We start from the raw sequence: 13,203 nt of genomic DNA on the forward strand, positions 1-13,203 counted from the left end.
GAAATGGATCTGGCGCTCACCGACGAACAGGCGATGATCCGCGACGCGGCGGCCGACGTGCTTGCCGAGCGCAGCGCGTCCGCCGACGTGCGCCGCGCGCTCGAGCAGTCGGCCGGCCGCGACGATGCGTTGTGGGCCGCGCTGTCCGGCGAACTCGGCTGGAATGCGCTCGCATTGCCCGAGGTAGCCGGCGGGCTGGGGCTGGGTGCAGTCGAGCAGACGGTACTGATGGAACAGCTCGGCCGGCGCATTGCGTGCGTGCCGTATTTTTCGACGGCGTGCCTCGCGGCGACCGCGCTCGCGGGCTGTGCCGAGACGCCGCTGGCGAAAGACTGGTTGGCAAGGGTCGGAGAAGGCGCGTGCAGCGCGACGCTGGCGCTGCCGTTCGATCTCCCGACCGTTGTGCGGTCGTTGCCGGTCGTCGCGGAAGAGACGGCGGGCGGCTACGCGCTGTCCGGCACGATCGAACAGGTGATCGACGGCGCGCGTGCCGACCTGCTGCTGGTGCCCGCGCGGATCGCGAACGAAGGGCAGTCGATCGGCCTGTTCGCAATCGACGTCGCAACGGCATCCGGGCTCAAAGTCACGCCGCTCGATACGCTCGACACAACACGGCCGATTGCGCGCGTGGTGTTCGACGAAGCCCGCATGAGCCGCGACGCGTTGCTGGCGTGCGGCACGGCGGCGGTGCAGGTGCTGGAGCGCACCTTTTGGTTCGCGGCACTCGCGCTGGCCGCCGAACAGCTCGGCGGCGCCCAGCAATGCCTCGACCTGACGCTCGACTACACGAGCCAGCGCGTGCAGTTCGGCCGTGCGATCGCATCGTTCCAGGCGGTCAAGCACCGCTGCGCGCAGATGATGGTGCTGATCGAATCGGCGCGCTCGGCCGTGCTCGGGGCTGCACATGCGTGGGATGCCGAAGCCGGTAACACGCAGCCGAGCGACGCATTGCGCGCCGATATCGCCGCCGCGAAATCCGCCGCGAACGACGCGTATGCGTTCTGCGCACAGGAAGCGATCCAGCTGCACGGCGGCGTCGGCTTCACGTGGGAATACGACCCGCATCTCTATTTCAAGCGCGCACAGGCGTCGGGTGCGCAGTTCGGCAGCACGCCGCAACTGCTCGAATGGATCGCGTCCCATGCGATCGACGGCGGCGCATCGCATCGCGACGCCGCATTCGCACCCGCCAGTGCGATGGCATCGCGTCCATCGGCCGCACGCGCAGGAGCCCTGCAATGAACAGCGAAACGCGCGAACAGCAATTGCGGCACGAAGTGGCCGACTGGGTGCAGTCGCACCTGACCGGTGACTTCGCATGCCTGAAATACCGCGGTGGCCCCGGCGACGAGGAAGCGTGGCCCGAGCTGCGCAAGGCGTGGGAGCAGGAACTGGCGAAGGGCGGCTGGACCGGCCTCGGCTGGCCAACGGATGCCGGCGGGCGCGGCTTCTCGGTCGCCGAGCAGGTGATTTTCCACGAGGAATACGCACGCGCGGGCGGCCCCGGGCGGATGGGCCATATCGGCGAAGGGCTGCTCGGGCCGACGCTCGTTGCGTGCGGCACCGATGACCAGCGTGCGCGCTTCCTGCCCGGCATCCTCGCTGGCACACAGTTCTGGTGCCAGGGCTATTCGGAGCCTGGCGCGGGTTCCGACCTGGCCAACGTACGCACGCGCGCCGAACAGGATGCGGACGGCACGTGGCGCGTCTATGGCCAGAAAGTCTGGACGTCGCTCGCACACGATTCCGACTGGATCTTCGTGCTGGCGCGCACCGATCCCGCGTCGAAGGGCAACAAGGGGTTGTCGTTCCTGTTGATGCCGCTCGACCAGCCGGGTATCGAGATCCGGCCGATCAAACAGCTCAACGGCGGTGCCGAATTCAACGAAGTATTTTTCGACGGCGCACGCGCTCAAGCCCGCGACCTCGTCGGCGCACCCGGCGACGGCTGGCGGATCGCGATGACGCTGCTCGGCTTCGAGCGCGGGATGTCGACGCTCGGCCAGCAGATGCAGTTCGTCCGCGAACTCGAATGGGTGATCGACGCCGCGCGCGAATCGGGCGCGGACCGCGATCCCGTGCTGCGCCAGCGGATCGGCCGCGCGTGGGCCGGGCTGCGCGTGATGCGCTACAACGCGCTGCGGATGCTGTCCGGCGCGGACGACACCGATGCCGGCGCGCCGCTGCGTCGCGAGGCGCTGATCTACAAGTACTTCTGGTCGAACTGGCACCGCGACCTCGGCCAGCTCGCGATGGATGCCCTCGGCCCGCGCGCGAACGTGATCGACCCGGCCGACGAAAAGCTCACCCATCTGCAGCGCGTATTCCTGTTCTCCCGCGCGGACACGATCTACGCCGGCACCAACGAAATCCAGCTCAACATCATGGCCGAGCGCGGGCTCGGCATGCCAAGGGAAGCAAGAGGAACAGCATGACCGAACCCCAGATCCAGAAAGCGCCGGCCTACGTGCCGGGCCACCAGCTGCTCGCCGGCAAATCGGTGCTGATCACGGCCGCCGCCGGCGCCGGCATCGGCTTCGCGGCCGCGCGCCGCTGCGCGGAAGAAGGCTGCCGCGCGCTGTTCATCTCCGACATCCACGAAAAGCGCCTCGAACAGGCGGTCGAGACGCTGCGCGCCGAAACGGGGCTGCAACAGGTCTACGGCCGCCTGTGCAATGTCTCGGTCGAGGCCGACGTGCAGGCGCTGGTCGCGCAAGCGCAGGACAAGCTCGACGGCGTCGACGTGCTGATCAACAACGCGGGGCTTGGCGGCTCGACCCGCATCGTCGATATGGACGATGCCGAATGGTCGCGCGTGATCGACATTAGCCTGACCGGGACGTTCCGGATGACGCGCGCGATGCTGCCGCACATGCAGGCCCGAGGCCGCGGCGCGATCGTCAACAACGCATCGGTGCTCGGCTGGCGCGCGCAGGCGGAACAGGCGCACTACGCGGCGGCGAAGGCGGGCGTGATGGCGCTCACGCGCTGCGCGGCGCTCGAGGCGTCGCCGTACGGCGTGCGCATCAACGCGGTCGCGCCGAGCATCGCGATGCACGATTTTCTGAAGAAGTCGGCCCCGGCCGATTTGTTGAATCAACTGGCGTCGCGCGAAGCCTTCGGGCGCGCCGCGGAAGTCTGGGAGGTCGCGAACGTGATGGTGTTCCTTGCAAGCGATTACGCGTCGTACATGACCGGCGAAGTGCTGTCGGTCAGCAGCCAGCACGCATGATGAGCACGACCCTCGACCCCGTGCGCGCAGCGCCCCGCGTGTTCGCGCATCCCGGCGAACTGGCGGCGGCCGTCGGCGACGCGCTCGGCGCGAGCGCATGGCTCGCGATCGATCAACTCCGCATCGACGGTTTCGCCGATGCGACGGGCGACCACCAGTGGGTGCACGTCGACCCGGTGCGCGCGAAGGACGGCCCGTTCGGCGTGTGCATCGCGCACGGGTACCTGACGTTGTCGCTCGTCAACCACTTCCTGCCGCAGATCGTGCGGATCGACGGCGCGCGGCTCGGCGTCAACTACGGCTGCGACAGGATCCGTTTCCCGGCGCCGGTGAAGGTCGGTGCGCGCGTGCGCGGCGTCGGCGAGCTGCTGCGCGTCGAGCCGCTCGACGGCGGTATGCAGGCCTGGATTCGCGTGACCGTCGAGATCGAAGGCGAAGCGAAGCCCGGCTGCGTGGCCGACACGATCAGCCGTTACTACTTCTAGATTCAGAGAGCAGAGACATGGAAGACGCAGTCATCGTTTCCGTCGCACGCACGCCGATCGGCAAGGCGTTTCGCGGCATGTTCAACGACACCGAGGCGCCCGCATTGGGCGGCCACGTCGTGCGCGCCGCGCTCGAACGCGCCGGCGTCGCGCCGGCCGACGTCGACGACGTGCTGATCGGCTGCGCCGCGCAGCAGGGCACGCAGGGCTACAACATCGGCCGCCTGTCGGCCGCGGCGGCGGGGCTGCCGGCGTCGGTGCCCGGCATGGCGATCGACCGCATGTGCTCGTCGGGGCTGATGTCGATCGCGAGCGCCGCGCGCAGCATCGGCGCGGGTGACGCGCGGATCGTCGTCGCGGGCGGCGTCGAGTCGATCTCGCTCACGCAGAACAAGCACAAGAACGCGTATCGCGCGCGCTCGCAGGCCGTGCTCGACCATCAGCCTGCTGCGTACATGGCGATGATGGAGACGGCCGAGATCGTGTCGCGCCGCTACGGGATCTCGCGTGCCGCACAGGATGAATTCGCGCTGCAGAGCCACCAGCGCACCGCTGAAGCCCAGGCGGCCGGCCGCTTCGACGCGGAAATCGCGCCGCTCGACGTGCGGCGTGCGCTGTTCGACAAGGAAGGCAACCCGGCCGGCTTCGAGGACGTAAACGCCGCGCGCGACGAAGGCGTGCGCGCCGACACGACGGCCGAGCGGCTCGCGGGGCTGAAGCCGTCGTGGAGCGGCGGCAAGGTCGTAGAGCAGGGCGAGTTCGTGACGGCCGGCAATGCGTCGCAACTGTCGGACGGCGCGGCCGCCGTGGTCGTGATGTCGCGCAGCGAGGCGGTGCGCCGTGGCCTGACGCCGCTCGGCGCGTTCCGCGGCCTCGCGGTGGCCGGCTGCGAGCCCGACGAGATGGGCATCGGCCCGGTGTTCGCGATTCCTAAGCTGCTGGCGCGCTTCGGGATGACCGTCGGCGACATCGGGCTGTGGGAGCTGAACGAGGCGTTCGCGTGCCAGGCGCTGTACTGCCGCGACACGCTCGGCATTCCCGACGACCGGCTGAACGTCGATGGCGGCGCGATCGCGCTCGGCCATCCGTTCGGGATGTCGGGTACGCGGATGACGATGCACGCGCTGCTCGAAGGCGCGCGGCGCGGCGTGCGGCACGCGGTGGTGACGATGTGCATCGGCGGCGGGATGGGTGCCGCCGCGCTGTTCGAAGTCGGCGCGTAGCGGCGCGCGGACGGGCCGCGCGGTACGAGCGGCCCGCCATTCAGGACCATTCGAGGCCGCGGCAACGACCGACGGCCCGGAGACATGCAGGCGACGGCGGTGGCCGCGAGGGCGCGAACCGTCGTCGCACGCAGACACAGGAGACAAGCGATGAAACGAACTTTGCCCGGACTCGCGATGTCGGCGCTGGTGCTCGGCGCCGCGCTGTTCGCGTTTTCGCCGCGCCCGCTGCCGGCGTTCCCGGTCACCGCGATCCATGCGGACCGCCTGCAGATCAACGGGCTCGCCCGGGCCGGCACGCGCATCGTTGCGGTCGGCGAACGCGGCGTGATCCTGCTGAGCGACGACGCGGGCGCCCACTGGCGGCCGGCTTCGACCACACCCGACCAGGCATCGACACTCACGCAGGTGCGCTTCATCACGCCGACGCTCGGCATCGCGGTCGGCCACGACGGCCGGATCGTGCGCAGCGACGACGCCGGCCTGCACTGGCGCGACGTACACATTGACCACGCGCATTCCGATCCGCTGCTGTCCGTATGGGGCACGGCCGACGGCCCGCTGTTCGCGGCCGGCAGCTTCGGCCAGTTGCTGCGCTCGGACGACACGGGCGTCACCTGGCAGACCGTGAAGACGCCGGCCGGCGACCGTCACCTGAACGCGATCGTCGGCGACGGCCACGGCAACCTGCTGGTCGCGGGCGAGAGCGGCACGCTGCTACGCTCGACCGACAACGGCGCGACGTGGGACAAGCTGCCGTCGCCGTACGCCGGTTCGCTGTTCGGCGCGCTGATGCTCGCGAACGGCGACTGGGTTGCATACGGAATGCGCGGCAACGTGGTGCGCAGCACCGATCGCGGCGCGACCTGGACGCACGTCGACAGCCACGTGCCGGTGTCGTACTTCGGCGCGACCCAGCTCGCCGACGGCGAACTCGTGCTGGTGGGCCAGGGCGGCGCGATCGTCGCGTCGCGCGACGGCGGGTTGACCTTCGACGTGCGCAAGCTCGGCGGCGTGCAGAGCCTCGCGGCCGTGCTCGACATGGGCCACGGCGCGCTGCTGCTCGGCGGCGAAGCCGGTGTCGCGCCGCTCGCCGGCGCGGTTGCGTCAACGCCGTCCTGACGCGCGGCCCTCGTGCTGCCTGCTCCCGTTCGTTTCGCATCGACAAGAGAATTCCATGAACGACCTGTCACGCCCCCCTGAAGCCGTCCCCGCGTCGCGCCTCGCCGCGTTCGTCGAGCGCTGCGCCGACACGATCATCCGCCGGCGCAAGCTGCTGATGCTGCTGTGCGTTGCGGTGACGCTCGCGCTCGGGCTGTCCGCGACGCGGCTGAAGCTCGATCCGGGCTTCAACAAGATGATCCCGATGCAGCACCCGTACATGCAGGTGTTCGAGCGCTATGCGGGCGCGTTCCCCGGCGCCAACACGATCCTCGTGAGCCTGCGCTGGAAGGGCGACGGCGACATCTACAACCAGACGTTCATGGACGGGCTGCGCCACGCGACCGACGACGTGTTCTTCATCCCCGGCGTGAACCGCTCGCGCGTGTTCTCGCTGTTCACGCCGAACGTCCACTACACGGAGGTGACCGAGGCGGGCTTTCGTGGCGACGTGGTCGTGCCGGGCCAGTTTTCGAGCGCGAGCCCGGACGATCTCGCGAAGGTGCGCCGCAACGTCGCGCGTTCCGGGCAGATCGGCCGCCTCGTCGGCAACGACCTGAAGTCGGCGCTGATCCGCGCGGAGCTGCGCGAGACCGATCCGGCCACCGGCAAGCGGCTCGACTACAGCGCGGTCGCGCGCCAGCTGGAGGAGATCCGCGCGAAGTACGCGAAGCAGGGCATCGACGTGAACATCATCGGCTTCGCGAAGCTGGTGGGCGACGTCGAGAACGGCATCGCGGGCGTGATGGCGTTCTTCGCGCTCGCGTTCCTCGTGACGGCCGCGCTGCTGTTCGCCTATACGCGCTCGTTGAAGACCACCGTGCTGGCGCTCGTCGTCGCGCTGCTGCCGGTCGTGTGGCTGCTCGGCGCGCTGCCGCTGCTCGGCCTCGGCATCGATCCGATGTCGATCCTCGTGCCGTTCCTGATCTTCTCGATCGGCGTGTCGCACGCGGTGCAGATGACGAACGCGTGGAAGCAGGCGCTGGTGCGCGGCGCGTCGTCGGCCGATGCCGCGCGCGACGCGTTCCGCAAGCTGTTCGTGCCGGGCACGGTCGCGCTGCTGACCAACGCGCTCGGCTTCATGGTGATCATGCGGATCAGGATCGACATCGTGCGCGAACTCGGCATCACCGCGTGCCTCGGCGTGCTGCTGATGATCGTGACGAACAAGGTGTTCCTGCCGATCCTGCTGTCGTACACGCGCCTCGAACGCGGCACGCTGGCGCGTGCGCAGCGCACGGCGGCGGCCGGCGGCAGCCGGATGTGGTCGCGCTTCGCGGTGTTCGCCCGGCCGGCACCGGCGCTCGGCGTGTTCGCGGTGGCGCTCGCGCTGCTCGCCTGCGGCACGCTCGAATCGCGCAAGCTGGAGATCGGCGACATCGGCACCGGCGCGCCGGAGCTGCGCGCGAACTCGCGCTACAACCTCGACAACGCGGCGATCACCCACCAGTACAACATCGGCGTGGACGTGCTGTCGGTGATCGTCGAGACGACCGGCTTCGACGACGCGTGCCTGCATTACCCGGTGATGAGCGCGATCGAGAAGTTCGAGATGAACATGCGCGGCGTGGCCGGCGTGCAGTCGGTGACGAGCGTGTCGTCGCAGGGCAAGGTGTTCATCGCCGCGTTCAACGAGGGCAATCCGCGCTGGGCCGCGCTGCCGCGCTCCAGCGACGGGCTCACGCAGGGTTCCAACGCGTTCGACCCCGACAACGGGATGAACACCGCGAACTGCAAGGCGATCCAGGTGCTGATCTACACCAGGAACCACGAAGGCACGACCATCGCGCACATCGTCGACGAGATCAAGCGCTTCGCGGCCGAGAACCCGACGCCGAACGTTGCGTTCCGGCTCGCGGGCGGCAACGTCGGCGTGATGGCCGCGACCAACGAGGCCGTCGGTGACGCGGAGATCGCGATGCTGCTGTCGATCTTCGGCGCGATCGCGCTGCTCTGCGCGGTCACGTTCCGCTCGTGGCGCGCGGTGCTGTGCATCATCGTGCCGCTCACGCTCGTGTCGATCCTGTGCAACGCGGTGATGGCGCGCCTCGGCATCGGGCTGAAGGTCGCGACGCTGCCGGTGATCACGCTCGGCGTGGGCGTGGGCGTCGACTACGGGATCTACCTGTACGAGCGCCTGCAGCACGACATCCGCCACGGCGCGACGCTGCCGGACGCGTTCGCGGACGCGATGCGCCAGCGCGGCACGGCGGCGCTGTTCACGGCCGTCACGATGTTCATCGGCGTCGGCACGTGGGCGTTCTCCGCGCTGAAGTTCCAGGTCGACATGGGCGTGCTGCTCGCGTTCATGTTCCTCGTAAACCTGTTCGGCGCGGTGTTCCTGCTGCCCGCGCTCGCCGCGTGGCTCGGCGTCGAGCGGGCCGAGCGCCGCGTGGCGCACCGGCAGCCGCCGTCGCCGGCGGCCCCGGCATCGCTGAAGCCGTCGCCCGCGCTCGAATCCGGCAACCCGATGCGCTGACCGGCGCCCCCATTTCCCCCACGCGCGGCCGGCCGCCGCGCGCTCTCCACAAGAGGAGTCAACCCACATGTCCGCACGCCCCTACAAGATCGAAGCCCAGCCGCTCGCACAGCGCTATGCGCGCGGCTGGCACTGCCTCGGGCTCGCCCGCGATTTCAAGGACGGCAAGCCGCACACGCTGAACGCGTTCGGCCGCAAGCTCGCCGTGTTCGCCGATTCGACCGGCAAGGTCAACGTCGTCGACGCGTACTGCCCGCACATGGGCGCCGACCTGAGCCTCGGCACGGTGCAGGGCGACCACCTCGTGTGCCCGTTCCACGGCTGGGCGTGGAGCGGCGAAGGGCAGTGCGCATCGATCCCGTACTGCAAGCGGATCCCGCCGAAGGCGCGCATCGGCGCCTGGCCGACCTGCGAGGAAAACCACCTGCTGTTCGTGTGGAACGACCCGGAAGGCAACACGCCGCCGCCGGAAGTCGCGATTCCGCGCCTCGACGTGTGCTTCTCCGACGAATGGTCGGACTGGGTCGTCGACACGATGGTGATCCAGGCCAATTGCCGCGAGCTGGTCGACAACATCTCGGACGTCGCGCACTTCGCGACCGTGCACCGCGCGCCGATCGACTATTTCGCGAACCTGTTCGAGGATCACAAGGCGACGCAGCTGATGGTCGGCCGCAGCGAGAAGCTCGGCGGCGATGCGCTGACCGCGCTGTCGACGTATTTCGGGCCGGCCGTGCACATCACGCAGATGACGGGGCAGAGCGGCGGGCAGCCGATCCACTCGGTGCTGCTGAACTGCCACGTGCCGATCGACATGAACAGCTTCGAGCTGCGTTACGGCGTGATCGTGAAGAAGGTGGCCGGGCTGACCGACGCGCAGAACATGGAGATCGCGAACGCATACGTGAAGGAAGCGCAGCGCGCGTTCTACGAGGACGTCGACATCTGGCACAGCAAGACGCGGATCGACAACCCGCTGCTGTGCGAAGGCGACGGGCCGCTGTACCAGATGCGCGACTGGTATTCGCAGTTCTATCTGGACGTGGCGGACGTGCGGCCGACGAGCGTCGCGCGCAAGGCGTTCGAAATGCGGATTCGCGAAGGCGACGCGCCGCCGGCGCTGCATCACGTGTTCGAACCGCAGTAAAAACCCGGCGGGCCGGCCGAAAAAGGGGGCGCATCGAAATACCTGCCGTCGGCCGGCAACCCCCGCTGCGTAAGGCGCACCCGGCGGGGGGCTTGTGCGCCGCATCAAAAAGACTTGACGAAACGGCCACTCGCGCGTAGTGTCCGTGGTCGAAGTGTCCAAGAAGTTCGATTGCTCATCATTGGCCGCACTCCGTGCGGCGGTCGTTGGTCTCTCCCTCTTTTGATTCTTTATGTGCCCGTCGCGGGCGCATGTTCAATTATTCGTCATTTGTATTAAGGAAGTATTTGTGGATACCGGTACCGTCAAGTGGTTCAACGAAACCAAGGGCTTTGGTTTCATTTCCCCGGACAACGGCGGCGACGATCTGTTCGCCCATTTCTCGGAAATTCGCGGCACGGGTTTCAAGACCCTGGCCGAAGGCCAGAAGGTCAGCTTCGAAGTGAAGCGCGGCCCGAAGGGTCTGCAAGCGTCGAACATCACGCCGCAGTAAGTCGCATCGGCAACGGCCGCCATGCGGTGGCCGCTGCCGGATGGATTGGCGCGCAGGGCGCCGCTTGGGCGGCAGCCGGCGCGTTTCCGATGCGCACGACCGATGCATCGCGACATCCACGATGCATCGGTCGTGACGCCTCCCTCATCGCATGCGCGACCCGCGTGCGACGCAACGCCTTCGTGAAGCGCCCGTCGCTTTGCGAGCGCATCACCGCTTCAACGCATCAACCCGAGCAGACCGCCGCCATGCCGTTGCAGGCGCGGTCCCGACTTGCGCGGCGCTCCATGCGCCGCCGCCACCGACCGCCTGAACGCCGCAACGCGCCGGGCTCCGATCGCAAGACAGGCCTTGGGCCCGTCTGAACGAACCGATCCCCGGCAGCCTGCCGGCCGCCGTCCCGTTGTGGGGCACGGCGCCGGGCAGATCGCCGCGGCCGCGGTCAATTACCTTGTCTGGAGGAATTGGTTTGGCAAAAGAAGAACTGCTGGAACTGGACGGAATCGTCGACGAAGTGCTGCCGGACAGCAAATACCGTGTCACGCTGGAAAACGGCGTCGTGGTCGGCGCGTACGCGTCGGGCCGCATGCGCAAGAACCACATCCGCATTCTTGCGGGCGATCGCGTGACGCTGGAACTGTCGGTCTATGACCTCACCAAGGGCCGCATCAACTTCCGTCACAAGGACGCGAACTCCCCGCGTCCGCCGCGCACCGGCCAACCGCGCCGTTAAGCGGCAACGATCGGCGCGGGCATGCAGTACCGCCTCGCCGATCGAATCCCGTCCGGCCGACGAAGCCGGACGAACCGGGTGGACGACACATCGCGTGCCGTTCACCGGTCGCCGGCGGCATCGTCATGCCGCGGCGGCCAATCCCGCCTTCACCGGCCGCCGCGCGTGCGCAACGCTCAGGCGGCCGCGTCCCGCAGGAAATCCTCGACGATCATCGCGAAATACGGCGGACATTCCTGCATCGGGTCATGCCCGCAATTCGGTATCGTCACGAGCCGCGCGTTCGGATGCCACGCGAGGAAGGTCGCCAGCATCGCTGCTGCGTCGAGCCCCGGATCCTTGTCGCCGACGATCACCAGGAAGCGCGTGTCGAGCCCGCGGATGTCGTCGACGAAATCCGTGCCGGTCAGCATGTCGAGATACGCGAGCCGGCAATCCGGCGCCACGCGCGCGCGGTTCTGCCGCAGCTTCACGTCGGCCCAGCGCGCCGACAATCCCCCCGTCACGAATCGCGCGAGCCGGCGAAACGCATCGTCGTTGACGGTCGTACTTGCAACAAGGCGCGCGCGTTGTCACAACACGGTTCGCGTGCGACTTTACGCGCGGGCCGGCGCGGTCGTACACTCATCGGCAATTCGCGGCCCGCGCCACGGCTTTCAATCCCTTCAGCCGCTTTCAGCGGGCCGACGACCGTGCCAGCAGGACTTTCGTCGCGCGACGCCAGGAGGCGCCATGAGTGCAGACGCAGCCCCCGCATCCCCGTCGGTTCAGGACCGCATCCAGCACGTGTTCGTGCTAATGCTCGAGAACCGTTCCTTTGATCACCTGTTCGCACTGTCGGGCTATCCCGACATCGTCGCCGCGTCGCCCGGCAACAGCAACGCGTATGGCGATGCGGTCTATCCGTTCGGCGGCGGCGCGCCCGACCGGATGCCGACCGATCCGTGCCACGAATTCACCGACGTGCTCGAGCAGCTGTGCGGCGCGGGCGTGCCGTTCGTGAAAGGGCAGCCTTATCCGCCGGTCGTCAACACCGGGTTCGTGTCGAACTACGCGACCTCGCATTCCGAAGGCACGCCGCCGCAGCCGGCCGACGCGGGCAAGATCATGCAGGGCGTCGATATCGCGACGCAGGCGCCTTCGCTGCACGCGCTCGCGAACGCGTTCGTGCTGTGCGACGCGTGGCATGCGTCGATGCCCGGGCCGACCTGGCCGAACCGCTTTTTCCTGCACGGCGCGTCGTCGGCCGGGCTCGACCATTCGCCGACCAAGGAAGAAATGGCCGGATGGGACGCGTTCGACGGCTTTCCGTATCCGAAGGGTTCGATCTTCGCCGCGCTCGGCGACGGCAACTGGCGCATCTACCAGGACCAGACCGGCGACCCGCTCGGCCACGTGCCGCAGGTCGCGTCGCTGAAGGGCATCAGCTTCTTCGACATCGACGACCTCGCGCATTTCGAGGCCGATCTCGCGGCCGGCTATACGGCGCGCTACACGTTCATCGAGCCCGGTTACGGCGACATCGTGCACGGCACTTACCAGAACGGCAGCTCGCAACACCCGATGGACGGCCTCGCCGGTGGCGACCAGCTCGCCGCGCGTGTGTACAACGCGATCCGCAATTCGCCGGTGTGGAACAGCAGCCTGCTCGTGATCTGCTACGACGAGCACGGCGGCTTCTACGATTCGGTCAGGCCGGGCGCCGCGCCGCCGCCGAACGATGGCGCGGCGGCGACGTTGAACGCGAGCGGCTTCGGGTTCGACGTGTACGGCGTGCGGGTGCCGGCGATCGTGATCTCGCCGTGGGTCGCGGCCGGGCAGGTCGATCACACGCCGTACGATCACGCATCGGTTGCCGCGACGCTCGAGCGGCTGTTCGGCCTCGCGCCGCTGACGGATCGCGACCGCCTCGCGAACGACCTGCTGGCGCTTGTCTCCCCGACGTGCCGCACCGACTGCCCGCAAAGGATCGGATCATGAGTACGACACCGGCCTTCGACCCGCGCGACGCGCTGCCCGTGCGCGACGGCACGAGCCTGATCGCGTTTCTGCACATCCTGAAGAAAGCGCATGCGGCGCTGGTCGGCCATGACAAGGCCCATCAGCGCTTCAGCGAGATCGTGACGCGCGGGCAGGCGCGGCAATACATCGAGGAACTGATGCCGTCGCTGTTGCAGGCGCGTGAAGCGCATCGGCGCAAGCGGCATGGCGGGAAGCATCATTGACGAATCCCGGGCGGTGCCCGGTACG

Annotated in this window: 13 protein-coding genes; 12 read left to right on the forward strand and 1 reads right to left on the reverse strand. The window is 68.4% G+C overall.

The genetic code is table 11. The annotated features are described in order from the left end of the window. Positions 1 to 3 precede the first annotated feature (3 nt). From CFB47_RS24385 to infA, 10 genes are all read left to right on the forward strand, one after another. Positions 4 to 1,242, forward strand: coding sequence for an acyl-CoA dehydrogenase family protein (locus CFB47_RS24385; RefSeq protein WP_089462545.1), 1,239 nt, complete (start codon positions 4 to 6; stop codon positions 1,240 to 1,242). Beyond that, entirely contained in the window at positions 1,239 to 2,435 is a 1,197-nt protein-coding gene (locus CFB47_RS24390; RefSeq protein ID WP_089462546.1) for an acyl-CoA dehydrogenase family protein, read from the forward strand. The genes CFB47_RS24385 and CFB47_RS24390 overlap by 4 nt, the downstream gene beginning before the upstream one ends. After that, positions 2,432 to 3,232 carry an SDR family oxidoreductase gene (locus CFB47_RS24395; RefSeq protein ID WP_089462547.1) on the forward strand — a complete coding sequence of 267 codons (801 nt, stop codon included), beginning with the start codon at positions 2,432 to 2,434 and terminating at the stop codon, positions 3,230 to 3,232. Before CFB47_RS24390 ends, CFB47_RS24395 begins: the two co-directional genes overlap by 4 nt. Beyond that, positions 3,232 to 3,717, forward strand: a complete 486-nt coding sequence (locus CFB47_RS24400) for a MaoC family dehydratase (RefSeq protein ID WP_089463531.1) — start codon at positions 3,232 to 3,234, stop codon at positions 3,715 to 3,717. The genes CFB47_RS24395 and CFB47_RS24400 overlap by 1 nt, the downstream gene beginning before the upstream one ends. Before the next feature lie 17 nt (positions 3,718 to 3,734). After that, positions 3,735 to 4,940 (forward strand): acetyl-CoA C-acyltransferase, encoded by a 1,206-nt coding sequence (locus CFB47_RS24405; protein ID WP_089462548.1) that lies wholly within the window; start codon positions 3,735 to 3,737, stop codon positions 4,938 to 4,940. 150 nt (positions 4,941 to 5,090) lie between these two features. Further along, positions 5,091 to 6,062, forward strand: coding sequence for a sialidase (locus tag CFB47_RS24410; protein WP_089462549.1), 972 nt, complete (start codon positions 5,091 to 5,093; stop codon positions 6,060 to 6,062). A gap of 55 nt (positions 6,063 to 6,117) precedes the next feature. Continuing rightward, positions 6,118 to 8,580 (forward strand): RND family transporter, encoded by a 2,463-nt coding sequence (locus CFB47_RS24415; protein WP_089462550.1) that lies wholly within the window; start codon positions 6,118 to 6,120, stop codon positions 8,578 to 8,580. A 67-nt stretch (positions 8,581 to 8,647) separates the two neighbouring features. After that, entirely contained in the window at positions 8,648 to 9,727 is a 1,080-nt protein-coding gene (locus CFB47_RS24420) for a Rieske 2Fe-2S domain-containing protein (protein WP_089462551.1), read from the forward strand. Positions 9,728 to 10,016: 289 nt separating this feature from the next. Next, positions 10,017 to 10,220: a cold-shock protein gene (locus CFB47_RS24425; RefSeq protein ID WP_006483056.1), complete on the forward strand. Its 204-nt coding sequence runs from the start codon at positions 10,017 to 10,019 to the stop codon at positions 10,218 to 10,220. Positions 10,221 to 10,689: 469 nt separating this feature from the next. Further along, positions 10,690 to 10,953: a translation initiation factor IF-1 gene (infA, locus tag CFB47_RS24435; RefSeq protein ID WP_011355053.1), complete on the forward strand. Its 264-nt coding sequence runs from the start codon at positions 10,690 to 10,692 to the stop codon at positions 10,951 to 10,953. Positions 10,954 to 11,129: 176 nt separating this feature from the next. Here the strand turns inward: infA and CFB47_RS24440 are convergent, their stop codons facing one another. Continuing rightward, positions 11,130 to 11,459: an alpha/beta fold hydrolase gene (locus CFB47_RS24440; RefSeq protein WP_256946747.1), complete on the reverse strand. Its 330-nt coding sequence runs from the start codon at positions 11,457 to 11,459 to the stop codon at positions 11,130 to 11,132. Positions 11,460 to 11,685: 226 nt separating this feature from the next. Here CFB47_RS24440 and CFB47_RS24445 point away from each other — a divergent pair, with 226 nt between their 5' ends. Together CFB47_RS24445 and CFB47_RS24450 are read left to right on the forward strand one after the other, a co-directional pair. Further along, a complete protein-coding gene (locus tag CFB47_RS24445; protein WP_089462553.1) occupies positions 11,686 to 12,933 on the forward strand; it encodes an alkaline phosphatase family protein in 1,248 nt (415 codons plus the stop codon). Next, positions 12,930 to 13,178, forward strand: coding sequence for a hypothetical protein (locus CFB47_RS24450; RefSeq protein WP_089442371.1), 249 nt, complete (start codon positions 12,930 to 12,932; stop codon positions 13,176 to 13,178). The genes CFB47_RS24445 and CFB47_RS24450 overlap by 4 nt, the downstream gene beginning before the upstream one ends. Positions 13,179 to 13,203 lie beyond the last annotated feature (25 nt).

This window comes from Burkholderia sp. AU27893 (assembly GCF_002223205.1).
In the GTDB taxonomy this organism is placed as follows: Bacteria; Pseudomonadota; Gammaproteobacteria; order Burkholderiales; family Burkholderiaceae; genus Burkholderia.